Genomic DNA, 23945 nt, shown 5'->3' on the forward strand with positions numbered 1-23945 from the left:
CCCCCGAGGGGTGGCGGTCGGGCAAGATGGGGTGTATCTGCCCACTGCCAGATTTCAAGCTGCCGGACGGTTTCTCTTGGCTGAGTACATCTACACCATGCGCAAGGCGCGCAAAGCGCACGGCGACAAGGTGATCCTCGACGACGTCACCCTGAGCTTCCTGCCCGGGGCGAAGATCGGTGTCGTCGGGCCGAACGGCGCTGGTAAGTCGACGGTCCTGAAGATCATGGCGGGGCTGGAGCAGCCCTCGAACGGTGACGCGTTCCTCACCCCCGGTTACACCGTGGGCATCCTGCTCCAGGAGCCCCCGCTGAACGAGGACAAGACCGTCCTGGAGAACGTCCAGGAGGGTGTCGCCGAGGTCAAGGGCAAGCTCGACCGGTTCAACGAGATCGCCGAGCAGATGGCGACCGAGTACACCGACGAGCTCATGGACGAGATGGGCAAGCTGCAGGAGCAGCTCGACCACGCCAACGCCTGGGACCTCGACGCCCAGCTGGAGCAGGCCATGGACGCCCTGGGCTGCCCGCCCGGCGACTGGCCGGTCAGCAACCTCTCCGGTGGCGAGAAGCGCCGGGTGGCGCTGTGCAAGCTGCTGCTCGAGGCGCCCGACCTGCTGCTCCTCGACGAGCCCACCAACCACCTCGACGCCGAGTCGGTGAACTGGCTGGAGCAGCACCTCGCCAAGTACGAGGGCACCGTCGTGGCCGTCACCCACGACCGGTACTTCCTGGACAACGTCGCCGGCTGGATCTGCGAGGTCGACCGCGGCCGGCTGCACGGCTACGAGGGCAACTACTCCAAGTACCTGGAGACCAAGGCCACCCGCCTCAAGGTCGAGGGTGCCAAGGACGCCAAGCGGCAGAAGCGCCTCAAGGACGAACTCGAGTGGGTGCGGTCCAACGCCAAGGGGCGCCAGGCCAAGTCCAAGGCGCGTCTGGCCCGGTACGAGGAGATGGCCGCCGAGGCCGACAAGATGCGGAAGCTGGACTTCGAGGAGATCCAGATCCCGCCGGGCCCGCGCCTCGGCAGTGTCGTCGTCGAGGTCAGCAACCTCAGCAAGGGCTTCGGCGAGAAGCTCCTCATCGACGACCTCAGCTTCACACTGCCGCGCAACGGCATCGTCGGCATCATCGGCCCGAACGGCGCCGGCAAGACCACCCTGTTCAAGATGATCCAGGGCATCGAGGAGCCGGACTCCGGCGCCATCAAGGTCGGCGACACCGTCAAGATCTCCTACGTCGACCAGAGCCGCGAGAACATCGACCCCAAGAAGACCCTGTGGGCCGTCGTCAGCGACGAGCTCGACTACATCAACGTCGGCCAGGTCGAGATGCCGTCCCGCGCCTACGTGTCGGCCTTCGGGTTCAAGGGCCCGGACCAGCAGAAGCCGGCCGGCGTGCTCTCCGGCGGTGAGCGCAACCGGCTGAACCTGGCGCTCACCCTCAAGCAGGGCGGCAACCTGCTGCTCCTCGACGAGCCGACCAACGACCTCGACGTCGAGACCCTCTCCAGCCTGGAGAACGCCCTGCTCGAGTTCCCCGGGTGCGCCGTGGTCGTCTCCCACGACCGGTGGTTCCTGGACCGGGTCGCCACACACATCCTCGCCTACGAGGGCGAGTCCAAGTGGTTCTGGTTCGAGGGCAACTTCGAGTCGTACGAGAAGAACAAGGTCGAGCGGCTCGGCGCGGACGCGGCGCGTCCGCACCGCGCCACCTACAAGAAGCTGACCCGGGGCTGATCGATCTTGCGGCACATCTACCGCTGCCCGCTGCGCTGGGCGGACATGGACGCGTACGGCCACGTCAACAACGTGGTGTTCCTCCGCTATCTGGAGGAAGCCCGCATCGACTTCCTGTTCCGCCCGGAGAAGGACTTCCAGCAGGGGTCCGTGGTGGCGCGCCACGAGATCGACTACAAGCGGCAGCTCGTCCACCGGCACCACCCGGTCGACATCGAGCTGTGGGTCACCGAGACAAGGGCCGCGTCGTTCACCCTCACCTACGAGGTCAAGGACGGGGACGTGGTCTACGTCCGCGCCTCGACGGTGATCGTGCCGTTCGACTTCGAGGCGCAGCGGCCCCGGCGGCTCACCGCGGAGGAGCGGGAGTTCCTCCAGGAGTACACGGACTCCGAGGAGGAGGCCGTCGCAGCATGACGGCGCTCCACCTCGCCGACGAGGGGGAGGCCGCGGATCTCGCGGCCTTCCTCTCCCGGCTGCTGCACTACGACCGTTCCGCCGCGGTGCGGCTGCAGGCGGCCGGGACGGCGCTCGCCGTCTTCGGCAGGCCGCCGTCGTTCGAGGTGCTCGCCGTCCGCGCCGTACGGCTGGCGAAGCCGTACGAGAACGGGCTGGACATCACCCTGGACGTGACCGTGTCCGCCGGTGAACTGCTGGAGTCGGTGGACGAGTCCGCCGGCACGGCCGCCGTGCCGGGCGCGGTGACCGGGCCACCGTGGGCCGGTGTGCTGCCGCCGCGCGGCGGCTGGCGGGCCGAGCCCGGACTGCCGGCGCCGCAGGAGCTGCGCGCTCTCGTCGCCGCGTCGGTCGCGGAATTCCGGTCCCGTACGGAGGAGTTGGCACCGGAGTCGCGTAACCGGGCCGAACTCGACCGGATCGGCCGGGAGATCTGGTCCCGCACGGTCGCGGACACCGGGCTTCCGGTGCGGGCGGTGCACGCCGCCCAGTCGCTCGGCTTCCTGCGGGGCACGGAGCAGGGGCTGTTCTCCTCCGGGGCGTGGCTCCGGCTGCGTACGCCCTTCGGGTCGGTCGCCGTACGGCGGGCGGGGCTCGGGGCGTTCGGGCTCAGCGTGCGCTGAGGCCGTCTACCGCCCCTCGCTGTCGTCCGGGCGGACGGCTATGTGGTCGGGCTCCAGTTCCAGGGCGACGCGGTCGCGCATGTTCAGCGCCTTCGTGTACTCGGCGGGCAGTTGGAGGCGGCCGGCGCGGTCCAGCATCGCGTACTCGCGGGCGACCACGGTCTCGTGGCCGGTGGTCGCGTCGACCTCGCTGCGGCGCAGCACCTCGGTGGAGGTGCGGCCGTCGCGGATGGCGACGGTGCGGCGGACCTCGCTCGCCACCGCCTGGTCGTGCGTGACGATCACGATGGTCGTACCCAGCCGCTCGTTCGCGGTGCGGAACGCGGCGAAGATCTGTTCCGCCGTGTGGGAGTCCAGCTCGCCGGTGGGTTCGTCGGCGAGCAGGACGGAAGGATCGCAGGCCAGGGCCACGGCGATGGCGACACGCTGCTGCTGACCGCCGGACATCTCGTGCGGACGGCGGTCGCGGCAGTCGGCGACCTCCAGCAACTCCAGCAGTTCCAGCGCGCGTTCGGCGCGGACGCGGCGCCCGGAACGGGACCGGCCGGCCAGCTGCATCGGCAGGGCGACGTTCTGCGCCGAGGTCAGATAGGGCAGGAGATTGCGGGCCGTCTGCTGCCAGACGAAGCCGACCACCTCACGCCGGTAGGCGAGGCGGTCCTTGGCGGTCATCGTGAGCAGGTCACGGCCGGCCACCCGGGCCGCGCCCGCCGTGGGGGTGTCCAGGCCGGCGAGGATGTTCATCAGGGTCGACTTGCCGCTGCCGGACGCGCCCACCAGCGCCATCAACTCGCCCTCGCGTACCAGGAGATCGAGCCCCTGGAGCGCCTGCACCTCCACGCCGTCCGCGGTGAACACGCGGACCAGCCGGTCGCAGGTGATGAGGGCGTCATGGCCGTACGCCGGACGGTCGCGGTCGGCGCCGGCCCGGTCGGCCAGCTCGGCGAGCGTGGGGTTCGAGGTCATCGGGGGCCTCCTGGGAGGGAGCACGGGCGGGCGTGCGCGGTCGTACGGGCCTCGGCGCGGATCATCGGGCATCGCCCGCCCTCAGTTCCCGTACCGAACCCCTGCGGCCCGTCCACCATGCCTGGGCCGCCGCGATGCCGACCGTCAGGGCCACCACCGTCAGCGCGGGCAGCAGCAGGGACACCGGGTCGGTGCGCAGGGCCGCCCGGCCCGCCGGTGAGGAGGCGGTGGAGACGGCGATGGTCGTCAGGTCGATGCCGGGGGAGAGGAGCTGGACGGCGGACCAGGCCGTGATGGTGCCGCCGACCGCCGCGAGGAGGGCCTGCGGCAGGGACTCCAGGACCAGCAGGCGGCGGCCCTGGGCCCGGGTGAGGCCCATGGTGCGCAACCGGGCCAGCAGCGCGGCCCGTTCGGGTGCGGCGCGCAGCAGCGTCAGCAGCAGGGCGAGTACGGCGTACCCGGCGCCCGCCGCCACCGCCGCCGTGTAGAGCCGCTCGGCGCCGGACTGCAGGGGCGAGTCGACGTACTCGGCGAACCGCTCCGTCCGCAGCTGCACTCGCGCGGCATCGCCCGCCGCCTTCCGCAGCGCGGCCGCGTCCGGACGGCTTCCGGTCAGCAGCAGCGCGGTGGGCGGGGCGGAGGGGTCCGGCAGCCCGGCCCGGTCCACGATCAGGAACTCGTCCCCGACGATCGCCGGGGTCCGCTCCCGTACCGTCCCGATCCGTACGGTGAGGTAGCCGCCGCCGTCGAGCCGCACCCGGAACGGCCGGGTGCCGTAGCGGTCGGCGACCGCGGGGGAGGCCAGGGCGGGGAGGATCCCCGTGCCGCCGGGGGCCCTCAGTTCGTCCGCGGCGACCGCGCCGATGCCCGTGTGCCGGGTGAGGGCCGCGTAGCCGGCCGGGTCGACGGCGGCGACCGGGACGGTCAGCCTGCCGTCGTCGGGATAGGAGTACAGGGCGACGTTCACCGGCGTGACGTCGTCCACGCCGGACACGCGCCCGACCTTGTCGGCCAGGCCGGACGGCATGGCCGACGCCGATTCGAGGCGGGCGTCGGCGCCGACGGTGAGGAGGGCCGCGCGGTCCCGGGCGTCGGCCACCCCGGTGAGGACGGAACCGCCGAAGGCGGCGGTGGTCAGCGCGGTCAGCAGCGCGAGCAGGGGCAGTACGGCGGACCCCGACGTACCGCGGCCCGCGCGGGCCAGCGACAGCGGGCCGACCACGCCCCGCAGCCGGCGCGCCGGACGGGCGAGGCCCCGCAGCGGCAGCGGATACAGACGTACGAGCACCAGCGCGGCGATCATCCCCACCAGCACCGGGGCCAGCGACACGAGTCCGCCCCCGGACGCCCCCTGGCCGTCCTGTGCCGTACCGCGCGTGCGCAGCGCCACGACGGCGCCCACCGCGAGGGTGAGCAGGGTGAGTTCGGCGACCGTGCGGCGACGGGAGGGGCGGGCCGAGGTGATGTCGTCGCGGGCGGCGTGCACGCGTACCGCGCGGTGTGCGGCGACGGCCCGCAACGGCAGCGCCACGGCGGCGATGAGCGCCACGGCACCGGCGGCCGCCGCGGCGTACGGCAGCCGGCCGCCGGTGAGCGCGAGCCGGGCGGCGGCCAGGCCCAGGGCCGCCGCCGGGACGGCGACCACCGTCGTCTCCGCCAGCAGCCGGCCGGTCAGACCGGGCAGGGAGGCGCCGCGGGCGCGCAGCAGGGTGAGCTCGGCGCGGCGCCGGTCGGCGGCGAGCCCGCCCGCCATCAGCAGGACGGCGGCCGCGACGGTGCCCGTGCCGAACGCGGCGACCGCGACCAGCGGCCCGATCGCGGACCGCAGCCCGGTGTACTCGGCGAACACCTCGTCGAGCGCGGTCTCCGTCTCGACCGGGGCCGAGGCGGCCGTACGGGCCCGCTGGAGCAGCGGGCCGGCGTCGAAGGAGGCGACGGCCGACGTCAGCCGCGACAGATCGTGGGCGTGCAGGGCGGACACATCGGGGGGCAGCGTCCAGTACCGCTCGGGCTCCCCGGCCGTGGCCGCGAGCGCCGGGGCCGCGTCCGCGGGCAGCAGCACCGCGGCCACCCAGTACTGGCTGCGCATCGGGTCGTCGGGGACGGTCGTGAGGTACGGGGTGCGCAGTACGGAACTCGTCGACCAGTACGCCTCCTGGGGCGTACGCGGTTCGACGATGCCGGTGACACGGACCGCGAGCGGCCCGCGCTCCGCGGCGGGCACATGCAGGACGGACCCCACCCCGATGCGCAGGTTCCGGGCCGTCTCGGCGGTGACGGCGGCCTCGACCGCCGCCGTCGCGGAGGTCACGTCGGCCGCGGCCTTCGGCAGCCGGCCCTCTCGCAGCCGGGAGTGGCCGGCGAGCCCGCTGGGCGCGGCCAGGTGGAACTGCGGGGGCACCGCGTCCGGCATGGCCAGCCACGGGTCCGGGACCTCCAGCGGCCGGGTGGTGCGCACACCGTACGAGGACTGCTCCCGGTCGACCGGGAGGGAACGGCCCGGCAGCGCGAGGATCTTCGCGTGCGCGTCGGCGATCGGGTCCTCGCGCAGCTGCTCCTCCCGCTCCTCCGGCGTCAGCAGCAGGTCGGCCGCGGAGGCGCTGTACAGCTGGACGGTGGTGCGGGCGGGCCCGGCCACCTCCATCGACCTGCGCAGCCCCGCGTCGCCGTACCGGTCGGCCGCGAGCGGCAGCGCGGCGGCCAGGAACGCGGTCACCGCCACCAGCAGCGCCAGTGCCACCGCCTCGCCGGGCGCCGACCGCAGCCGGGTGCGCACCCAGGGCGCGACCACCCGCGTCCGTACGGTCACCTCACTCACCTCCCCGTTCCCGCAGCGAAGTCACCGGGTCGGCCCTGCGCAGCGCCAGTACGGCCGTGATGAGCAGCGGCGCCACGGCGACGGCGGCCAGCAGGGCCGCCACCCGGGCGGCGGGCAGCTCCACCAGCACCCCGGGGACCGGGCGGGCGGCCTCCGCGGTCAGCATGATCAGCGGGATCACCGCCCGTGCCAGCACCGTGCCGAGCAGGACGCCCACCGCCAGCGCCAGCCCGACCAGCACCCCGTGCTCGACGAGCACCACCCGGGCCAGCCGCCGCCGGGACGCGCCCAGCGCGCGCAGCACCGCGAACTCGGCGGACCGTTCCCGCAGCGACCCCGCCGCGCTCACCGCGAACCCGACCGCCGTCAGCGCCGCCGCCGCGAGGGCCGCCGCACCGAACGCGGCGCCCGGACCGGCGCCGAACGGGTCGTCACGCAGCTGCCCGGCGATCTCGTCCCGCACCACCACCCGCGACGGGTCGACGTCCGGCCGGTCGCGCAGCGCCCCGGCCACCCGCGCCGACGCGCCCTCCTCGGTCGCCAGCCACCACTCGTTCGGGGCCACGCCGGTGCCCTGACGGGCGAGGAGGACCCCGTTGACGGCGCGCAGATCGACGAGCAGCGCGCCCCCGTCGTCCTTCGCGCCGGTCGGCGTGGACGGCAGCTCCCGCACCGCGCGGAGGATCCGCAGCGGCACCGTGGCCTCGCCGATGCGTACGTCCACCCGCTGCCCGGTACGGGCGCCGGTGGAGTCGAGGTAGCGGTCCGTGGCCAGGGCGGCGACCTCGGCGGCCGCACGCTGCGGCACCTGGAGGCCGATCGTGAGGGGCGAGGGCCGCCAGTACATGTCCTCCGGCACATGGCCGGTGTCGTACGAGAGGGTCATCGGGTCGGCCGAGGTGAGGCGGGGGCGGGTCGGGGTGGTGCGCGCGCCGGGGGTGTCCACCGCGTCGTCGGCGCGGGCGGACAGCTTCCAGTCGTCCGGCAGCGGCAGCTCCCGGTCCCGGCCGCCGTCGTCCGTGGCCGTCACCGACTCCAGGGTGAGGCGGTGCCGCTCGGCCTTCCCGACCGGCTGATAGAGGTCCAGGCGGAGGCCGGTCAGCGTCAGGGCGCCCGCCGACAGGTCGGCGGTGAGGGCGTGCGGCCGCCCGTCCGCGCGGAGCCGGCCGAGATCGAGTTCGTACGGGGTGCCGTAGGAGTCGACCACGGTGGCGGCGGCGTCGACGGCGGTCCTCGGGTCCGCGCCCCGCAGACGGGCCGTCAGCGTCAGCTGCGCGCTGTCCCCCGGCACGCGCACACCCGCCGGGGCACCGTCCGGCGCCAGCCCCGACACCGTCGTACGCACGGGGTCGTCGGACAGGTCGGGGCGCATCAGCATCGTGTCCGCCGCGTGCGCGGTGTCCAGCGCCAGCACGGTCGCCGTCCGCCCGCCCGACAGCGGCACGGTCGTCCGCAGGCCGGGAGCCGTCTCGCGTACGCCGGGGACGGCCGCGTACGCCTGTCCGCGGCCGAGGCCGCTCTCCCCGGAGGCCAGGATCCGCACCGGCGCGCCGGCCCGGAAGTCCGCCTGGTCGTCCTGCGAGCGGTCCCACGAGGAGGCCTGGCCGATCGCCAGCATGCCCAGCGCCACGGCGAGCACCAGCAGCAGCACCGGCCCGGCCCCGCGCATCGGGCGGCGGCTGAACTGCCAGCCCGCCAGCGCCCCCGGCAGCCCCCGGCCGCGTGCCGCCCGGCGCTCCGCCAGCCGCGCCGCCGGCGGCAGCAGCCGCAGCGTCAGCACCGTACCGGCGAGCAGTGCCAGCGCCGGGGCGACCACCAGCAGCGGATCGATCCCGAGGTCCTCGCCGACCACACCGGAGGGGCGACGGCTCAGCTGCCAGTACGCCACACCCGCCACCACCAGCAGGCCGACATCCGCGCCCGCCCGCACCACGCCCGGCAGCGGCTTGGCGCGGCCGACCGCGAACGAGGAGGTGAGCGCCGGAACCGTGACGGCCAGCGCGCAGCCCAGTGCCACGCCCGCCGCCACCAGCCACACCGAACCGTGGCCGGCGACCGTGCCGACGGAGGCGTCGAGGCGGAGGCCGATCCGGGCGAGCGCCCCCTGCCCGGCCAGCAGGCGGGTGAGCGGGCCCGCCAGCAGCGGGGCGCAGGCGGCCGCGGGCACGGCCAGCAGCAGCGCCTCCAGGGCGGCGAACCGGGCCACCTGGGCGCGGGAACCGCCGCGGGCCCGCAACAGCCGTGTCTCCGCGGCGCGTTCCGCGCTGAGCAGGCGGGCCACGAGGAGGAGGGCGCAGCCGGCGAGGAGGGCCAGCTGGAGCGCGATGATCAGGAGGGTGGAGCGGGCCACGAGGAGCGAGCGCTCGATACGGTCCAGGGCGGCGGGGAGGTCGCTTCCGGCCGTTGCCGCGCCGTGCAGTGCCTCCGCCTCGGGGAGGGCGGCTGTGCCCTGGCGGGCCGCGTCGCGGAGGGCGTCGACACGGTCGGTGGTCATCGTCGAGAAGTCGGCGGAGGCCAGCCAGCCGGAGCCGCCCGCGGTGACCCGGTCGTCGGCGAAGACGGTGGGGTCGGTGAGGAGGGGGCCGTACGTCGTGAAGTGGACCTTGACGACTCCGCGGCCGTCGAGGTCGTCCAGCTGCCAGTACGGGGCGGCGGTGTCGGTGGGCTCGTAGAGGCCGGTGACGCGGATCCTCGCCGGGGGGCCGTCGAGGCGGTTGTCCAGGGTGAGGACGGTGCCGGGGCGCAGACCGAGGGCTCGGGCGGCTGTCTCGGGGAGGGCGGTCTCGATTTCCTCGCCGCCCGCTCGCGAGGGCATGCGGCCCTCGGTGATGCGTATCTGGGCGCGGTCCAGGGCGGCGAAGTGGGTGAGGTCCGGGTCGTCGGTCCTCTTCCGCTGCTCCGGGGAGCGCAGGGAGTCCGGGAGGGCGTACGGGCCGGAGCGGATCAGGGTGCGGAGGGTGACCGGGAGGCCGTCGAAGGCCTTCCGCGCACCCTCCCGTACGGCTTTGTCGGCCTCGGCGCGGTCCTGTGCGGGGAGGGTCTCCGCCTTGACGGTGAGAGTGGTGTCGGCGGGGGCGCGGGGGGTGGTGAGGGCGTGGCGCAGCGAGGCGTCGCCGATGGTGGTGGAGTACGCGGTGAGGGTGGCCAGGACGGCCGTGGTGAGGAGGACGGTGAGGAGGGCCGCGGCGAGAAGGGGTTTGTGGGATCGGGCGCGGGCGAGGACGAACCTCGCGGTGTGCGCTGCGGATGTCACTCAACCCCCCGTGGTTGTCCCCCGACCTGCGGGTGATGTTGTCAGAGGGGGTGTGGTGGGGGTAAGCGGCTGTGGGGTGGGCTTGACCGGATTGTGATCGGAAACCGGTCAAGGGGTTCCGGTATGCGGGCGGGGCGGGAAAGTCAGTCCGGGGAGTTGATCATCGACGCGGCCGCGTATGTCAGGTACTTCCAGAGCGTCGCCTCATGCTCCTCGGAGAGGCCCAGCTCGTCCACGGCGTCCCGCATGTGCTTCAGCCACGCGTCGTGCGCCGCCCGGTCCACCTTGAACGGAACATGCCGCATCCGCAGCCGTGGATGACCCCGGTTCTCGCTGTACGTCGTCGGACCACCCCAGTACTGCATGAGGAACAGCACCAGCCGCTCCTCCGCCGGCCCCAGATCCTCCTCCGGATACATGGGCTTCAGCAGCGGATCGTCGGCCACCCCCGCATAGAAACGGTGGACGAGCCGGCGGAAGGTCTCCTCCCCGCCGACCTGCTCGTAGAAGGTCTGCTCCTGAAGCGTGCCGCGCCGAATCTCTGTCACGCCGTCCATGGTCTCAGACACGACGGCGTAGGACTCCGGCCCTAGGGCGGGCAGGCCGCAGCGCGCACGCCGCGGCCCGGCCCGCTCAGCCCCGGTGGATCGTGATCGTCGTCCACGCGCCCACGTGGACGCGGTCGCCGTCCTGCAGCGGGACCGGGACGAACGGCTGGATCGGCTCGTCGCCGTTGTTGACCGTGGTGCCGTTGGTGGAGTTCTGGTCGACGACCGCCCAGGTCCCGTCCGGCTGCTGCACCAGCACCGCGTGCTGATGCGAGACGCCCGGGTCCTCCGGCGGGGTCGACAGATCGATGTCGGGGGTGTCGCCGGTGGAGTGGCGGCGGCGCCCGATGGTGATCTGGTTGCCGCTGAGCGTGCGCTGCTGCTCGGGGGAGTACGCGGGCAGGTTCAGGCCCGCGGCCTCGGGGCCGGAGCGCTGCATCATCGCCATGAAGTAGTCGCGGTCGGGACCGATGGTCGCGCTCCAGGTCACCGGGCCCTGCGGCGGACGCGGCTGCTGCGGGAAGCCGCCGGGTCCGGGCGGTGCCTGGGTCGCGCCCGCGCCCTGCTGCGGGTAGCCGTAACCGCCGCCGGACTGACCCGGGTTGCCGCCGGGCGGGGAGATCACCCAGTCGTCGTCAGCGCCGCCGAAGGGGGCGCCGCCGCCCTGCTGCGGGCGGCGGTCGGTCTCCTGCGGGAAGCCGGGAGGCGCCGGTGGGCCGGGCTGGAACGCCTGAGGGGCGCCGGGACCGTTCGGTCCACCGGGACCGCCGTAGCCACCGGGGCCGTTGGGGCCGCCAGGACCGCCGGGGCCGTTGGGACCACCGGGACCGCCGTAGCCACCGGGGCCGCCAGGACCGCCGCCGTAGCCACCCGGACCGTTCGGGCCGCCGGGACCCCCCGGACCGTTCTGGCCACCCGGACCGTTCGGGCCGCCGGGACCGCCGTAGCCGCCGGGTCCGTTCGGGCCGCCGGGACCGCCGGGACCGCCGGGACCGCCGGGCCCGTTGGGGCCACCCGGACCGCCAAAGCCACCGGGACCACCCGGACCACCGGGCCCGCCGGGGCCCCCGTAGCCGCCGGGTCCGGCAGGTCCGCCAGGTCCGGGCGGGGGCGGTACCGGGCGGGACGGGTCGCCGCCGAAGCCGGGCGGGCCGGGCGGAATCGGTTCGGCCGGGCGGTTCACCTGGGACGGGCGTGAGCCCTGGTAGTCGTATCCGTCACCGCCGCCGTACGACGGTCCGCCGGGCGGCTGCTGGAAGGGGCCGCCGGGACCCGGGCCGGGGGCCGGCGGGCGCGGGGCGGCCGGGGTGTACGAGGTCGCCGTGTTCGTCAGGAAGTTCCACCGGCACTCCTCGCAGAACGGCGCCGCGCCCTCACGGGGCGTACGGCACTGCGGGCACAGCTCCGGTTGGCCGCCCCCGAAACCACCGGGGCCGCCGGGACCGCCGCCGGGCGGCGGGAAGCCGTAGCCACCGGGTGCGGGAGGCGGGGGAGGGGGTGGCGGCACGGCACCCGCCATGCGGTGACCGCACACCTCGCACCAGTCGTCGGAACCCGACTGGTGTCCGTTCGGGCAGGTCGGCATGTCGGCGCTTCCCCCTCTCCTTTTCCGGCCGGTTCCGACCGGATTTCTCCCACCCCGAGGGGTCGGGCTCGACTACTTACGGATCACTTCTTTACACGAACAGTCTTTGTGGACCGGGTTTCGAGCGTCATCTCGTCGGCTTCCTCGACCTTCGCTTTCAGTCGCACAGTACCCGCCGCGGCGTCGACCACGTCCACCACCTTCGCAAGCAGTTTCGCAGTATCCGCGTTGCCGGACGCGCTCGCGAGCTGGACCGCCCGGCCCAGTTTGGCCGTCGCTCCGTCGATATCCCCCTCTTTGCGCAGATCCAGTCCTTGTCGGATGACTTCCGCCAGTTCCGCCTGCCCCGTGTAGTGGGCGACCTGGGGGTTGATGGACGTCGAGGCGGCCATGTCGTCCGTCCACACCGCGCGGACCAGACCCTGCGCACCGAGGCTCTGCACGCCCCGGTCGGGCTGCGGAATCACCAGCGACAGCCGGGCCGCCAGCATCTCCTGGCCGATGTCGGCCGCCGGCACCTCGACGCAGACGTGGTAGTCACGGGACTCGTCGCCCCAGGAACCCAGCGGGTAGTCGCCCGCGCGCGGGCCCGCTTCCGTACGGCGGCCGGTGAGTTCCTCGACCGTCGGCGCGACCTGCTTCACGAACCTCACCGTCGTACCGACCGGGGTCCACAGCCGCAGCGAGACGTCCGCGACCTCCTTGCCCATCGCCGTCTCCATCATCCGCGTGAAGTCGGCGGCGAGACCGGCCGGGTCGGCGACGATGTCGGCGGTGCCGAGGAGCGCCGAGGCGACGGCTGTGACTTCTTTCACTTCCCAGTCGGTGCCCACGCCACGGGCGTCACAGGTGAACCGACCCGCGCACGCCTCCAGGGCCGCCTTCAGGTCCTCCGGCGACTCGTGCTCGTTGCGGCCGTCGGTGAGCAGGATGCCGTGCCGGATCGCCACCTCCGCCGACGCCAGCAGCCGGTCGGTCAGTCCCAGCCAGGTCCCGATCGCCGTACCGCCGCCCGCGCTCAGTCTTCGCAGCGCCTGCTTGGCCTGCTCGCGCGTTCCGGCGCCGGCCACCGCCAGTCCTCCGCCGCCCGGGTACACCTCCCTGGCCACGTGCGTGCCGCCGACCACCGCGAAGTGCACGCCGTCGCGCAGGGCGTCGATCGCGGCGGCCGTGGCGTCGCGGGCGTTGCGCATCTTGGTCGGCGGGTAGTCCATCGAGCCCGAGCAGTCGACCATGAGGACCACGGCCGCCGACGGTCCCTCACCGGGCGAGTAGAGGTGGGGTGCCGTCACCGCGCTGCCGATGGTGCCGCCGCCGGTCGCCGTCACCGTGACGATGGCGTGGACCTCGCGGCCGCCCTCCGGCAGATACACGTTCTGGTTCACGTCCACCGAGAACTGCGGCACGTTGGATTTCGAGAAATTGGCCATGCCTGTTTCGCTCCCCCTTGGCTGCCCCGGCGGCGCGGGGCGACGACGGATGACGGCCCGGTCCCCTCCGGTCCGTCGGGCTTCCCCGTACAAGGCTTCCCGTAAGCGGCCTCAGGCCGATCCTGCCCCCTGCGGGACGGCCGGGAACGGCACGAGGGCCACTGTTACGTTGTCGTGGCCCCCGCCGTCGAGCGCGTGACCGACCAGTACGCGCGCGCCGTGCAGCGGTCGTACGGCCGCGTCGGCGGGGAGGATCTCGGCCATCTCGTCGGCCGACTCGGCGTAGTTCCACAGGCCGTCGGTGCAGACCACGACCACACCGGGCCGGTCCGGCTTGAACGAGGCGGTGTGCGGCTCCAGTTCGTACGCGTCGGCGCCGAGCCAGCCGGTGATGGCGTGGGCCCGCTGGTCGGCGTACGCCTCGGCCTCGCCCATCAGACCCGCGGCGACCATCTGCGCGGCCCACGAGTCGTCCTCGGTGAGCCGGGCCGCCGGGGCGGAACGGTCGACCGGCACCCAGTAGACGCGGCTGTCGCCGACCCAGCCGACCACCAGCAGCCCGGCCGTGACCACGGCGCCGACGAAAGTGCACGCGGGGGCGTTCTGGTGCGGGGCGTGCTCACCCGCCGCCTCGGGGTCGTCGGCCAGCGCGTTGACCGCCTCGGCGGCGGCGATGATCGCCTCGTGCATCGCCTGCTGCGGATGCGTGCCGCGCGGCAGGGCCGCGAGGAGGGACTCGCTCGCGACGCGGGAGGCGGCGAGTGACGCCTCGTCGGGGCGGGTCGCGGAGGAGACGCCGTCACAGACGACCGCCACGGAGGCGGGGGCACCGTCGGGCAGCGCGGCGGTGCCCACGGCGAAGGCGTCCTCGTTGCGGTGGTGGCGCAGTCCGCGGTCGCTGACCGCGGCCAGGGGGCCGCATTCCTGTTCCATGTGGTCCCGTTCGCGCGGCTGGGCGTGGCCGCAGTTCTCGCAGTAACCGTCGTCGTCCACCCGGCCCGCACGGCAGGCCACGCACACGGCGGCGGTCTCCTCGGCGCTCTGCGCCGGCTCGGCCGCCACCCGCGGGTCGGGCGCCTGCAGCGGGTACTCGTCGGCGGCCGGCTCCGCCCGCCGGTCGAACCGCACCCCGGACGAAGGGGCGACGGGAGCGCCTCCGGCGGGAGAGGGCTGTACGGCTGCCGGTCCCGCGGCGGGGGCACCGGGAGTGGGAGTTCCCCCGGCCGCGGCGGGCTGTGCGGGTGCACCGGCAGCGGGCGTGCCCCCGGTCGTGGAGGGCCGTACAGATGCGCCGGGCGCCGGGGCACCCCCGGTGGCGGGAGGCCGCACGGACGCCGCGGGCGCGGGAGCGCCGGGTGCGAGCGCGCTCCCGGTCGTGGAGGGCCGTACCGGTGCCGGAGGCGGCACGGCGGCGGAAGGCCGTTCGGGCTCGGCGGGCGTGCCCGACAGGGGCGAGCCGTCCGAGTTCGTGCCCGGTACGTCCGCCGGGCGATGAGCCGGAGCCGGGTCGGCGGGGCCGTCCGGGGCGGGCCACGCCGGTGCGGCGGGCGGGGCCGAAGGCGGCCGGGACGCGGCGCGCTCCGCCGAAGTCTGCGGCGGCACCACGCCGTTCATCGCGATCGTCGGCTCGTCCCGCGGCCGTGCGGGAACCACCGACAGGTCGTATCCGCACGCACCGCAGAAACGATCACCCGACTCGAGGGGTTCCTCACAGCTCGGGCACTTCGCCAGTGCGGCCTGCTGAGGCATCTGCGACATCAACTACACCCACGTCCGGGGGCGGTAACGATTGGCACGTTCCACCAGGTCGATCCTCTCCTCGCCGCTGCGCGCCAGCCGGGCCAGCGTGCGGTACGAACGCTCCAGGCCGAAGCGCAGGCCCCGTTCGTCCAGGCCGCTGCCGAGCAGCGTCCGCCCCCCGGCGGCGGGAGGAGCGGAACCCTGGCCCCCGGAGAGTACCCAGTCGAGGCAGCAGCCGAGGACCTCCGCCGACAACAGCTCCCGGCGCGCCGGATCCAGACCGTACGCCTCCAGGGCCTCGACCTGCCCGGCGGCGGCCGTCAGATCGTCCAGGAACGGTACGTCGGCGGCGGCCGCCGTACGCCCGCGCAGCCGTGCCCGCACGGCCGCCACCCGGGCGGCCGTGTAGTGGATGGACGACTCCGGCACCGACTCCAGCGTCCGTACGGCCCCGCCGCGGTCCCCGGCCGCCAGCCGCACCCGGGCCAGCCCGAACGCGGCGCTCACATAGCTGGGGTCGGTCGACCACACCAGGCGGTAGTACTCGGCGGCGTTGTCCAGCTGGCCCAGCACCTCCGCGCACACGCCGAGCGCCAGCTTCGGCGCGATCTCGCCCGGGAACGCGTCGTAGATCGCGTCGAAGGCGAGCGCGGCGCCCTCGTGGTCGCCGGTGACCAGCGCGGCCACGCCCCGGTACCAGACCACCCGCCAGTCGTCGGGGTCCTGTTCCTCCAGGGTGTGCAGGGCCGACAGGGCGGTGGGCCACTCGCCGGTCTCCAGCCGGGCGCGGATCTCCCGCAGCCGGGTCTCCGCCGACGGGGCGGGCGCCGCCGCCAGCGCGTTGATCAGCTCGGCGGGCGCGGACGTCAGCAGACCGGCGAGGAAACCGGCGTTCGGGTCCGAGGGGTGGACGTGCGGCACGGGCAGGGCGAGCGCGGCGGCGGAGCAGCCGACGGGCCTGACCAGCGCGGCGGGGGCCGGCGGGAGCCGGGGTGTCCCCTTCCGGGGGCGGGCGCCCAGGCGGGACACGTCCCCGTTCAGCGCGGGGAACAACTCCGTGTCCGTCACCCGCGGTTCCGGGCCGAAGAGCGGCGACAGCGCGGGCCGGGCACGCCCGGTCTGCAGCGAGACGACCTCGCGCAGCACCCCGGTCAGCTGCTCCGTCATCTCCTGCGCGGAGGCGAACCTGCGGGCCGGGTCCGGGTCCGTGGCGCGGACCAGAAGACGGTAGAAGGACTCGTACTGACGGAACACCTCGATGGTGTCCGGGTCGGGCAGCGAGTCCACGTACACGTTCGTGTAGCCCTGGAAGTCGAACGTGAGGACGGCGAGCGTACGGGCCACCGTGTACAGGTCCGACGCCACCGACGGGCCGACGTCGGCGACCTCGGGCGCCTGGTAGCCGACCGTGCCGTAGATGGCCGACTCCTCGTCGTCCATCCGGCGCACCGCGCCCATGTCGATCAGCTTCAGCTGGTCCTCGGTCTGGATCGCGTTGTCGACCTTGAAGTCGCAGTAGAGCAGGTTGCGGCTGTGCAGATGGCCGAGCGCCTCCAGGGCCTCGATGCCGTACGCGCAGGCCTGCTCCACCGGCAGCGGATCGCGTCTGCCCTCCGGTGTGCGGCGGCCGTTGGCGATCTCCTTCAGCGACTTGCCGCCCAGGTACTCCATGACGATGTAGCCGTCGAGGGAGCCGGTCCGCTGGTCCAGATGCTCCACGAAGTTGTAGATCCGCACGATGTTGGCGTGCTCGATCTCCGCGAGGAAGCGCCGCTCGGAGATCGCCGCCGCCATCGCGTCCTGGTCGCCCGTGTCCAGCAGGCCCTTCAGCACCACCCAGCGGTCCGAGACCGCCCGGTCCACGGCGAGGTAGATCCAGCCGAGCCCGCCGTGCGCGAGACAGCCCACCACCTCGTACTGGCCGTGCACGATGTCCCCGCCCCGCAGCTTGGGGACGAACGAGTACGGGTGGCCGCACTTGGTGCAGAAGCCCTCCGTACGCCCCGGCCGGCCGCCGCGGGCCCGCCCCACCGGCGCCCCGCAGTCGGAGCGCGAGCAGAACCGCTTCCGCTCGGGCACCTCGGGGTCGGCGAGCACCATCGCGCGCGGGTCGGGGCGCGGGATCGGCGGCACCTCGACCAGTCCGGCACCGAGCCGGCCCCGGCCGGACGAGCCGCCGCCCGCACCGGAACTGCGCACCGACACCGAGCGGCCCGTGGTCCGGCCCGACAGCGAGCGGGACAGCCGTCCGGAGACCGAGCGGCGCGACTTCGACGACTGCGACGACGTACGGGAACTGCGGCCGCTGCCCGTACTGCCCGAACCCCGGGATTCCCCGCCTGCCGTGATGCCGGTCGGGGGCGAGACGACCATGCCCGTCGGCGACACCACCGGGGCGAGCCCGCAGGTGTCGCAGTACAGCTCGCCGCCGCCGACGTCCTCGTACGTGCCGTCGCACTCGGGGCGCTGACAGGCGCGCTGTGCCTGACCGCCCTGGTTCTCGCCGTCCGTCATGCGCCGGGCCCCCTCCGGTCGTCGGGACCGGCGCCCTGGCCCGGTACCCGGGGCGCCGAGCCGAGGAGCTCGGACGCCGCCTGCTGGTAGCGCAGCACCGCCCGGTCGGCGGCGCGCAGATCGCAGGGCGCGCTCCACAGCATGCGGCGCGCCTTCTCGTACCGCTCCACCAGTTCGGGATCCTCCGCCAGGCCGTACCGGGCCACCTTCGCCTTGTACGCGTCCAGCCGGCCGCGCAGTTCGGCACGGACCGCCAGCGGGGCCGTCACCGCGGTCAACGACTCGCGGGCACGCAGCAGTTCGTCCTCCGCCCTGCGCTCCAGCGACTCGAGCAGCGGGGACAGGCGGTGCCACTGGGCGTGCCTGCGGTACTCGGCGGCCGTCGACAGCTGCTCCTGCAGCACGGTCGGCGGGCCGCTGACCACCGGCACCTCCGTCGAGGCGATCTTCGCCAGCACCTCGCCGCGCGCGGTGCGGGCCTCGGCGAGGGTACGGTCGGCACGCGACAGCACGTCCCGCAGTCTGACGATCCGCTTCTCGGCGTCCTGGCGGACCGTCAGTACGGCGTCGATCTCCCGGCGCACGTCCTCCAGCGCACGGGCCTCACGGTCGTACACCGTGGTGTCGGGCCGGCCGCCGCCCGGCGCCGAACTGCCCTCCGCCTTCCTCCAGTACGCCAGCGGATCGGACACCACCCGCTCGCGCAGCCTCGTCAGCGTGCGGGTGATCCGCTCCAGGTCGTCGCCCGCCGGATGCTCGCCGGGGCGCACCCCGACCGAGTGCGCGAGCCGGCCGGTGCGCTGGAGTTCGGCGGCGAGCAGATCGATCCGTGCGGGCAGCGCGGACCAGACGGCGTCGGCGGCCACGATCATGTCGAGCGAGGTCGCGTACAGCTCGTTCATACGGTCGACGAGGGTGACGAGCGAACAGCGCTCGCCGAGCCGGACGGCGTGCGGCGCCTGCGCGTCGGCGGCCAGGGCCACCGGCTCGCCGCGCAGCAGTTCCGTCAGCTCCACCAGGTCCTCGCGGCTGGACCAGCGGCGGCGGGACCTGATGTCCCGGGCCCTGCGCAGCGCGTCCGTGTACGCGTCGAAGTACGTCCACAGCAGCGTGATCGACGCCTCCGTGGCCGTCCAGCGTTCCTCGGTGACACCGGTGAGGTGCGCGCCCTCCAGGAGTCTTCGGCCCGCGTGGTCCTGCAGGGCGAGGAGCGAGGTCTCGATCGCCTCGTGCTCCGCGCCGAGCCGCGCCAGCGCACGGTCCACCTCGTCCCGGTCCATCACCGGCCCGGTGGGATCCGTGTCGGCCATCGATCACCTCTCGCTGGGGGGTGGTTGGGGGTCTGGGGTCTGGGAGCCTCGGGGGTCAGCTTTCGCGCAGGTATTCCGGGGGCGGGGGCTTTGACCGGGAGGCGTCCGCGCCCAGCGTGGCCGACAGCCACTTCGTGTACGCGTCCTGCCAGCCGTCCGTGGTGTCCTCGCGGAAGTCCACCAGGATCCGGTTGACCCGGCGCACCAGGTCGTCCGCGTCCTTCTTCATCGCCACGCCGTAGTACTCGGCCGTGAAGGCCTCGCCCTTGAGCTGCACCGTCGGATCCTGCGCGGCCTGGCTGGCCGCGAGCGCGCCGTCGGTGACCACCGCGTCGACCTCGCCGAGCTGCAGCCGCACCAGGCAGTCCAGCTGGTTGGGCACGGTGGTGCGGATGTCGGTGGACTCCGGCAGCCTGCCGGCCTTCTTGTCGGCCTCCAGCTTCGTGTACGCCGTCGAGCCCGTCGCCGTGCAGATCTCCTGGTCGGCGAGCGTCTCGTCGTACCCCTCGACCGGTGAGGACTTCGGGGCCAGCACCTGCTGGCCCGTCTTGAAGTACGGCGCGGAGAACGCCACGTCCTCCAGCCGGTCGCAGTTGATCGTCATCGTCCGGACGACCATGTCGACCCGGCCCGCCTGAATCGCCGGTATGCGCTGGTCGGTCGGGATCGCCTTGAACTGGACCGCGTCCCGGTCGCCGAGAATGTCCTCGGCGATCCTGTGCACCAAGTCGATGTCGAAGCCCTCGAGCGTGCCGCCCTCACCGCTGTTGGGGTCGCGGTAGCCCCAGCGGTAGCTGTTCTGGTCGACGCCCACGATCAGCTTCCGCTTCTCGCCCTCGCGGTTCTTGATCGCCTCGATGGTGGGGCCGTCGGCGGTGGACGGGGGCAGGGTCTGCTTCTCCGGGTCCGCGCAGTCCTCGTCCGCCTGTGCCCGTGCGGCGTGGGAGACGGACTGGCCCGCCGGCTGTGGTGCGGCCCCGGTCGGGGCGCCGGTGCAGGTCAGAACCAGCGCGAAGACCAGGGCCAGGGCGCAGGCGGTCGCCATCGCGCCCACTCCGCCCCAGCCCTTCAGGCGGGCCCGCAGGTGTCGTGTGATCATCGTCATGGCCCCCTTCGGTCCGTTCACCTGTCCGTTCATCGGTACTCCGACAGCCTGCGGCCTATGCCGAGCACCGCGCCGGCCGCGCCCAGTACGGCGAGGACCGCCGCCCCCATCGGCAGTCCCGCCAGCGCGTCCCGGCCGTCGCCGGCCGCCTGCTTGAACTCCGCCTCCTCGTGCGCCAGCGCCGTCGCGAGGTTCTCGTCGACGCTGTCGAAGCACTCGCCCGTCGCGCCCTTCGCGCCGATCACCATGTCCAGCGCCTGCTGGTAGTTGCCGTTCTCGTCCTGCTCACGGGCGGCCGCGTGACGCTTCTTCCACTCCGTCATATTGCCCACCGCGGCGGTCACCGGCCGCTCGCCGCTGTCGTCGTCCGCGAGGCGTCCGGCCTGGGCCAGGCCCTTGGCGAGGGTGTCCATGTCGCGGCCGAAGTCGTGGTCGTACGCGTCGAAGGTCTCGCCGCCGACCTTCGTCGTCTCCGCGCCCCGCGCCACCAGCGTCAGGTTCTCGTTGCCCCGGGCCTTCAGCGAGGCGATACGGGCGTCGTGCAGGACGTTGAGGGAGCGGACGCCGTGGTCGTAGGAGTCGTCGAGGTTCGAGCGGGCGAGGGTGTGGCCGGCCGTCAGCCACAACAGGACCACGGTCGCCGCTGTGGTGGCGGCCACCAGGCCGTGGTTGAGGACCCTGTTGGTGCGGACGTAGTTGCGGCGCATGGCCCACGCGAGCGCGGCCAGGGCGACGATCCCGAGGGCGATCGCGGGCCAGGGGTAGGGGGTCGCGTCCGCGTAGTCGTCGCGCAGGCGCTGGTTCTCCTTGGTGTAGAGGTCCTCCGCCGCCGGGAGCATCTCCTTCTGCATCTTCTCGTTCGCGTACCGCAGGTAGGCGCCGCCTACGGGGAAACCCTGGCGGTTGTAGGTGCGGGCGCGTTCCACCAGGCCCTTGTACTCGGGGAGCAGGCGGTTGAGCTTGGTGATCGTGGCGGTGGAGGGGGAGTCCGGTTCCGAGTTGGCCGCCGCGTTGACGAGTTTCGCGGCGGCGGTGCGGATGTCCTTCTCGTAGCGGTCCCTGGACGCGGCGGTCTCCTGACCGCCGGCGAGGAAGCCGCTGGACGCGGCGGTGTTGGCGTCGGCGAGGGAACGGTAGATGTCGGCGGCGTCCGAGCTGAGCGGCTGGCTGCTGGTGAGGACGTCGTCGGCGGCCGCCGCCCTGTCGGTCATCTGCCACGCGGTCACCGCGCCGAAGGCGACGACGAGGGCGGCGAGGAGCGCGCCGATGATCCTGAGCCGGCCGGGCTCGGTGGTGGCGGCCCTGCGGAGACGGTCGACACCCTCCGCGAACGCGGTACGGCGCGGTGGTGGAGGTTCCGGCAGGGATACGGGTCCGGGCTGCGGCGGCACCGCGGGCAGCGCCGGCGCATGCGTGACGCCGGGCGGTGCCGTGCTGTTCGGTGCCATGGTGACCTCCCCCGTGGTCATTCCTCCCGGCAAGTATCACCGCCGGGACTGACATATGCACCGGCCTTGGCGCGATCTTGATCCAACTACACCGCACTTGCGGCTTTCTCCACCGTCCCCGCCCCCACCCTGCCCACGAACACGCCCCAGAAATCGGTACGGTTCCCGCAGCCCTCCGCCCGCCGCCTCACTCCCCGAGATGCGACCGCACCCGCTCCCGCGCCCCGGCCCCCGCCCCCAGCCGGTCCAGCCCCAGCAGCGCGGCCCCCAGTACCGGGCGGCCCGTCACCACCCGGGGGACCGCCTTCGGGGCCCGTGCGGCCAGCAACTCCCGTATGCCGACGTCCAGCCGCGTATGCCGTGCCGCCAGCACCCCACCCCCCAGCACCACCGGCGTCTCCTCCTCCAGCAGGCCCAGCCGCCGCAGCGCGACCACGGCCATCGACACGATCTCCTCCGCCTGCCGGTCGACGATCGCCCCCGCCACCGCGTCCCCCTCCGCCGCCACGGCGAAGAGCACCGGCGTCAGTTCGTGCCGCCGGGCCGGGTCCACCCGTTCCAGATGCAGCGCCTCGATCAGCGACGGCATGTCCGGCAGGCCGAAGTGCCCCGGCAGGGCGAGCGACAGCGCCGTCGGCGAACCCCGCCCGTCCGAGGCGCGCGCCGCGTGCCACAGCGCCTCCTCGGCCAGCGCCCAGCCCCCGCCCCAGTCCCCCGATATCCGCCCCACCGCCGGGAAACGGGCCGTACGCCCGTCGGGCAGCATCCCCACGCAGTTGATGCCCGCGCCGCAGACGACGGCCACCCCCCGCGGCTCGCTCACGCCCGCCCGCAGGATCGCGAACGTGTCGTTGTGCACCTCGACGCTCGCCCCCCAGCCCTTCCCTGTCACCGCCGCCGTCAACCGCCGTTCCTCCACGGGAAGATCCGCGTTGGCCAGGCATGCCGAGACATGCGCGACCTCGCGGACGCCGGCGGTGTCCAGCGCCCGCTCCACCGCCTCGGTGAGCGCGGACATCGCCGCGTCCAGGCCGACGGCCGGGGGCCGGAACCCCGCGCCCCGTGCGGAGGCCAGCAGCGTGCCGTCGTGCGCGACCACCGCCACGTCCGTCTTGCTGTTGCCGGCGTCGATGGCGAGGACGCCTGCGGTCAGGCCCACGTGAGGTGCTCCCGGTTGTGTGCGATCAGATCGTCGGTGAGGCGGTCGGCGTACTCGTACTGGCCGATCAGCGGGTGGGCGAGGAGTGCGCGGAAGACGCGGTCGCGGCCGCCGTGCAGTGCCGCCTCCAGGGCCAGGTTCTCGTACGTGGTGACGCTCGCCATCAGGCCCGAGAACAGGGGATCCACGGAGGCGACGGGCAGCGGCGTCGCGCCCTTCGGGCCCACCGTCGCCTGCACCTCGATCACCGCGTCGTCCGGGAGGAAGGGCAGCGTGCCGTTGTTGAGGGTGTTGACCACCTGGTGCCGGGAGCCGGCGCCGCGCAGCAGGGCCGCCGCCAGGTCCACCGCCGCCTCCGAGTAGTAGGCGCCGCCCCGCTGGGACAGCAGGTCCGGCTTCTCGTCGAGGGCCGGGTCGGCGTACAGGGCGAGGAGGCGGCGCTCCATGTCGGCGACCTCGGCCGCCCGGGACGGCTTCGTGCGCATCTCCCGTACGACCTCGTCGTGCGCGTAGAAGTAGCGCAGGTAGTAGGACGGGACCACGCCAAGGCGGTCCAGCAGCGGGCGGGGGAGGCGGAGGTCGGCGGCGATCGTGTCGCCGTGGGCGGAGAGGAGGGCGGGGAGGACGTCCTCGCCGTCCTTGCGTACCGCCGTCTCCCACGTGAGGTGGTTCAGGCCCACGTGGTCCAGGTGGAGGTCCGCCGGGTCGGTGCCCAGCAGTGCCGCGAACTTGCGCTGCAGGCCGATGGCCACGTTGCACAGCCCCAGTGCCTTGTGTCCTGCCTGCAGCAGCGCGCGGGTGACGACGCCCACGGGGTTGGTGAAGTCGATGATCCAGGCGTCCGGGCTGGCCCGGCGGACCCGCTCGGCGATGTCCAGGACCACCGGGACCGTGCGCAGCGCCTTCGCGAGGCCGCCCGCGCCGGTCGTCTCCTGGCCCACGCAGCCGCAGTCCAGGGGCCACGTCTCGTCCTGCTGCCGTGCCGCCTGCCCGCCCACCCGGAGCTGGAGCAGCACCGCGTCCGCGCCGTCCACGGCCGCGTCCAGGTCGGCGGTGGTGGTGATGGTGCCGGGGTGGCCCTGCCGGGCGAGGATACGCCGGGACAGGGCGCCGATCAGCTCGAGGCGGTCCGTCGCCGGGTCGGTGAGGACCAGCTCGGTGACGGGGAGCGTGTCCCTCAACCGGGCGATGCCGTCGATGAGTTCGGGGGTGTAGGTCGAGCCTCCGCCGACCACGGTGAGTTTCATAG

16 protein-coding genes are annotated in these 23945 nt (G+C 73.8%); 3 read left to right on the plus strand and 13 right to left on the minus strand.

What is annotated here, in order from left to right; all coding sequences use genetic code 11:
- The first annotated feature begins 76 nt into the window (after window positions 1-76).
- Genes ettA through ACGFR9_RS20105 form a run of 3 tightly spaced genes read left to right on the plus strand, consistent with a single transcriptional unit; the run spans window position 77 to window position 2820 of the window.
- Window positions 77-1741: an energy-dependent translational throttle protein EttA gene (gene ettA / locus ACGFR9_RS20095; RefSeq protein ID WP_393210256.1), complete on the plus strand. Its 1665-nt coding sequence runs from the start codon at window positions 77-79 to the stop codon at window positions 1739-1741.
- A gap of 6 nt (window positions 1742-1747) precedes the next feature.
- Entirely contained in the window at window positions 1748-2158 is a 411-nt protein-coding gene (locus ACGFR9_RS20100) for an acyl-CoA thioesterase (RefSeq protein WP_393210259.1), read from the plus strand.
- Window positions 2155-2820, plus strand: coding sequence for a hypothetical protein (locus ACGFR9_RS20105; RefSeq protein ID WP_393210262.1), 666 nt, complete (start codon window positions 2155-2157; stop codon window positions 2818-2820). The genes ACGFR9_RS20100 and ACGFR9_RS20105 overlap by 4 nt, the downstream gene beginning before the upstream one ends.
- A gap of 6 nt (window positions 2821-2826) precedes the next feature.
- Here ACGFR9_RS20105 and ACGFR9_RS20110 read toward each other — a convergent pair whose 3' ends face one another.
- The 13 genes from ACGFR9_RS20110 to ACGFR9_RS20170 form a co-directional block, all read right to left on the minus strand.
- Window positions 2827-3786: an ABC transporter ATP-binding protein gene (locus ACGFR9_RS20110; protein ID WP_393210265.1), complete on the minus strand. Its 960-nt coding sequence runs from the start codon at window positions 3784-3786 to the stop codon at window positions 2827-2829.
- 61 nt (window positions 3787-3847) lie between these two features.
- On the minus strand, window positions 3848-6595 hold the full coding sequence (locus ACGFR9_RS20115) for an FtsX-like permease family protein (protein WP_393210268.1): 2748 nt from the start codon (window positions 6593-6595) through the stop codon (window positions 3848-3850).
- A 1-nt stretch (window position 6596) separates the two neighbouring features.
- The gene (locus tag ACGFR9_RS20120; protein ID WP_393210271.1) at window positions 6597-9857 is read right to left on the minus strand and encodes an FtsX-like permease family protein; all 3261 of its coding nucleotides are present in this window, start codon (window positions 9855-9857) and stop codon (window positions 6597-6599) included.
- Window positions 9858-10000: 143 nt separating this feature from the next.
- Window positions 10001-10414 (minus strand): globin, encoded by a 414-nt coding sequence (locus ACGFR9_RS20125; RefSeq protein WP_393210442.1) that lies wholly within the window; start codon window positions 10412-10414, stop codon window positions 10001-10003.
- 76 nt (window positions 10415-10490) lie between these two features.
- Entirely contained in the window at window positions 10491-11990 is a 1500-nt protein-coding gene (locus ACGFR9_RS20130; RefSeq protein WP_393210274.1) for an FHA domain-containing protein, read from the minus strand.
- An 83-nt stretch (window positions 11991-12073) separates the two neighbouring features.
- Complete coding sequence (locus tag ACGFR9_RS20135) at window positions 12074-13420, minus strand: VWA domain-containing protein (protein ID WP_393210277.1); 1347 nt, start codon at window positions 13418-13420, stop codon at window positions 12074-12076.
- A 111-nt stretch (window positions 13421-13531) separates the two neighbouring features.
- The gene (locus tag ACGFR9_RS20140) at window positions 13532-15178 is read right to left on the minus strand and encodes a PP2C family serine/threonine-protein phosphatase (protein WP_393210280.1); all 1647 of its coding nucleotides are present in this window, start codon (window positions 15176-15178) and stop codon (window positions 13532-13534) included.
- Window positions 15179-15181: 3 nt separating this feature from the next.
- Window positions 15182-17674 (minus strand): tetratricopeptide repeat protein, encoded by a 2493-nt coding sequence (locus tag ACGFR9_RS20145; protein WP_393210282.1) that lies wholly within the window; start codon window positions 17672-17674, stop codon window positions 15182-15184.
- The gene (locus tag ACGFR9_RS20150; RefSeq protein WP_393210285.1) at window positions 17671-18984 is read right to left on the minus strand and encodes a hypothetical protein; all 1314 of its coding nucleotides are present in this window, start codon (window positions 18982-18984) and stop codon (window positions 17671-17673) included. The genes ACGFR9_RS20145 and ACGFR9_RS20150 overlap by 4 nt, the downstream gene beginning before the upstream one ends.
- A 55-nt stretch (window positions 18985-19039) precedes the next feature.
- A complete protein-coding gene (locus tag ACGFR9_RS20155) occupies window positions 19040-20083 on the minus strand; it encodes a glutamate ABC transporter substrate-binding protein (RefSeq protein ID WP_393210288.1) in 1044 nt (347 codons plus the stop codon).
- A gap of 35 nt (window positions 20084-20118) precedes the next feature.
- The gene (locus ACGFR9_RS20160; RefSeq protein WP_393210291.1) at window positions 20119-21537 is read right to left on the minus strand and encodes a hypothetical protein; all 1419 of its coding nucleotides are present in this window, start codon (window positions 21535-21537) and stop codon (window positions 20119-20121) included.
- A 187-nt stretch (window positions 21538-21724) separates the two neighbouring features.
- Window positions 21725-22696 (minus strand): N-acetylglucosamine kinase, encoded by a 972-nt coding sequence (locus ACGFR9_RS20165; RefSeq protein ID WP_393210294.1) that lies wholly within the window; start codon window positions 22694-22696, stop codon window positions 21725-21727.
- Window positions 22687-23943: a 6-phospho-beta-glucosidase gene (locus ACGFR9_RS20170; RefSeq protein WP_393210445.1), complete on the minus strand. Its 1257-nt coding sequence runs from the start codon at window positions 23941-23943 to the stop codon at window positions 22687-22689. The genes ACGFR9_RS20165 and ACGFR9_RS20170 overlap by 10 nt, the downstream gene beginning before the upstream one ends.
- Window positions 23944-23945: the final 2 nt, after the last annotated feature.

This window comes from Streptomyces sp. NPDC048584 (assembly GCF_043199595.1).
Classification (GTDB): domain Bacteria; phylum Actinomycetota; class Actinomycetes; order Streptomycetales; family Streptomycetaceae; genus Streptomyces; species Streptomyces edwardsiae.

Coding starts and splice junctions, on each gene's coding strand:
- ACGFR9_RS20105 (WP_393210262.1), top strand. CDS start 2,155: ATGACGGCGCTCCACCTCGCCGACGAGGGGGAGGCCGCGGATCTCGCG.
- ACGFR9_RS20110 (WP_393210265.1), bottom strand. CDS start 3,786: ATGACCTCGAACCCCACGCTCGCCGAGCTGGCCGACCGGGCCGGCGCC.
- ACGFR9_RS20125 (WP_393210442.1), bottom strand. CDS start 10,414: ATGGACGGCGTGACAGAGATTCGGCGCGGCACGCTTCAGGAGCAGACC.
- ACGFR9_RS20130 (WP_393210274.1), bottom strand. CDS start 11,990: ATGCCGACCTGCCCGAACGGACACCAGTCGGGTTCCGACGACTGGTGC.
- ACGFR9_RS20135 (WP_393210277.1), bottom strand. CDS start 13,420: ATGGCCAATTTCTCGAAATCCAACGTGCCGCAGTTCTCGGTGGACGTG.
- ACGFR9_RS20140 (WP_393210280.1), bottom strand. CDS start 15,178: ATGTCGCAGATGCCTCAGCAGGCCGCACTGGCGAAGTGCCCGAGCTGT.
- ACGFR9_RS20145 (WP_393210282.1), bottom strand. CDS start 17,674: ATGACGGACGGCGAGAACCAGGGCGGTCAGGCACAGCGCGCCTGTCAG.
- ACGFR9_RS20150 (WP_393210285.1), bottom strand. CDS start 18,984: ATGGCCGACACGGATCCCACCGGGCCGGTGATGGACCGGGACGAGGTG.
- ACGFR9_RS20155 (WP_393210288.1), bottom strand. CDS start 20,083: ATGATCACACGACACCTGCGGGCCCGCCTGAAGGGCTGGGGCGGAGTG.
- ACGFR9_RS20160 (WP_393210291.1), bottom strand. CDS start 21,537: ATGGCACCGAACAGCACGGCACCGCCCGGCGTCACGCATGCGCCGGCG.
- ACGFR9_RS20170 (WP_393210445.1), bottom strand. CDS start 23,943: ATGAAACTCACCGTGGTCGGCGGAGGCTCGACCTACACCCCCGAACTC.